The 2,252-nt window shown below is 66.9% G+C and carries 1 protein-coding gene; it reads left to right on the top strand.

What is annotated here, in order from left to right:
* Positions 1–24: 24 nt before the first annotated feature.
* Positions 25–2,252, top strand: a 2,228-nt coding sequence (locus tag ACIQVZ_RS42385) for an amino acid adenylation domain-containing protein (RefSeq protein WP_402458522.1), incomplete at its 3' end; no start/stop codon positions are given.

Genomic DNA, 2,252 nt, shown 5'->3' with positions numbered 1-2,252 from the left:
GACCCTGGTGTGGGGGTGGGGTCGGTGGATGTGTTGGGTGAGGTTGAGCGTCGTCGGGTGTTGGTGGAGTGGAATGCCACGGGCGCGGTGGAGTCGGTGGGTTTGGTTCCGGGGTTGTTCTCGGAGCAGGCGGCGTTGACTCCTGATGGTGTTGCGGTGGTGTGTGGTGATGTGTCGCTGACGTATGGGGAGTTGGACGAGCGGTCGAGTCGTCTGGCGCGTCGTCTGGTGGCGTCGGGGGTGGGGCCGGAGTCGGTGGTGGCTCTGGTGCTGGATCGTTCGGTCGAGTTGTTCGTGGCGATTTTGGGTGTGTTGAAGGCGGGGGGTGCGTATCTGCCGGTCGATCCGGAGTATCCGGTGGATCGGATCGCTTTCACGTTGTCGGATGCGGGTCCGGTGTTGGTGTTGGTGCAGTCGTCGACGGTGGGTGTGGTGCCGTCGGGTGTCGAGGTGCCGGTGTTGGTGGTGGATGAGTCTGGATTTGCTGCTGAGTTGGCTGTTCTGGATGGTTCGCCGGTGTCTGATGGTGATCGGGTGTCGGTGTTGTTGCCGGGGCATCCGGCGTATGTGATTTATACGTCGGGTTCGACGGGGCGGCCCAAGGGTGTGGTGGTTTCGCATCGTGGGTTTGTGAATCTGTCGTTGTCGCATGGGCGTTTCGGGGTTGGTCCGGGTTCGCGGGTTGCGCAGTTCGCGTCGATGGGTTTCGACATGTTCTGCGAGGAGTGGTTGCTGGCGCTGTTGTCGGGTGCGGCGTTGGTGACGGTGCCGGTGGATCGGCGTTTGGGTGCTGATTTCGCGGCGTTTTTGATGGAGTCGGGGGTGACGCATGCGACGTTGCCGCCGGCGGTGGTGGCGACGGTGCCTGAGGGTGCGTTGCCGGTGGGGTTTGTGCTGGATGTGGGTGGTGAGGCGCTTCCGGGTGAGGTGGTTGCTCGGTGGGCGTCTGGTGGGCGGGTGATGTTCAACAGTTATGGGCCGACGGAGACGACGGTGAACGCTGCGGTGTGGCGTTGCCGGCCGGGTCTGGGTCCGGGTGCTGTGGTGCCGATCGGTTCGCCGATCGTGAATACGCGGGTGTATGTGCTGGATGATGCGCTTGCGCCGGTGCCGGTGGGTGTGACGGGTGAGTTGTATGTGTCGGGTACGGGTTTGGCGCGGGGGTATTTGGGTCGTCATGGTTTGACGGCGGAGCGTTTTGTGGCGTGTCCGTTCGAGTCGGGTGAGCGGATGTATCGGACGGGTGACCGGGTTTCCTGGGGCGCGGAGGGGAGTCTCGCGTTCGCGGGTCGTGTGGACGATCAGGTGAAGATCCGCGGGTTCCGGGTCGAGCTCGGTGAGATCGAGAGCGTGCTCGCGGGTTTTGCGGGTGTGGAGCAGGTCGCGGTCGTGGTGCGGGAGGACGCGCCGGGTGGGGGGCGTCTGGTGGCGTACCTGGCGGCTGGTGAGGGCCTGGACGTGGACGGCTTGCGTGGTCATGTCGCTGGTCGGGTGCCGGGGTACATGGTGCCGTCGGCGTTCGTGGTGTTGGAGGCGTTGCCGCTGACGGTGAACGGCAAGTTGGACCGCAAGGCCTTGCCGGTGCCGGATTACGCGGCGGGTGCGGGTGCGGGTGCGGGTGCGGGTGCGGGTCGGGCTCCGGCGGATGCGCGTGAGGAGTTGATCTGTCGGGCGTTCGCGGAGGTGCTGGGCCTGCCGGTGGTGGGCGTGGACGACGACTTCTTCGCCCTCGGCGGCCACTCCCTGCTGGTCGTCTCCTTGGTGGAGCGGTTGCGGGCACACGGTATGTCCGTGCCGGTTCGCGCGCTGTTCACCACGCCCACGCCGGCCGGGCTGGCCGCAGAGGCGGGCACGGCGCGCGTCGTGGTGCCACCGAACCCGATCCCCGCGGGTGGTGTGTCCGAGCTGACGCCGGAGCTGCTGCCGCTGGTCGACCTCGACGAGGCGGAGATCGCGACCGTCGTGGCGGCCGTGCCCGGTGGTGCGGCGAACATCGCGGACGTGTACCCGTTGGCCCCGCTGCAGGAGGGCATGTTCTTCCACCACCTGATGGCGGACGGGGAGGGCACCGACGTCTACGTCACGCCCACCCTGCTGGAGTTCGAGACGCGCGAGCGGCTGGACGCCTTCCTGGACGCGCTGCGCTGGGTCGTGGCCCGCCACGACGTCTACCGCACCGCTATCGTGTGGGACGGCCTGCGCGAACCCGTCCAGGTCGTCCACCGCGAGGCCGAATTGCCGCTCGATGAGGT

The organism is Kitasatospora sp. NPDC098663 (genome assembly GCF_044760075.1).
Taxonomy (GTDB): domain Bacteria; phylum Actinomycetota; class Actinomycetes; order Streptomycetales; family Streptomycetaceae; genus Kitasatospora.
The sequence above is the reverse complement of the archived record's forward strand: the minus strand, read 5'-3'. Positions and strand labels throughout refer to the sequence as shown.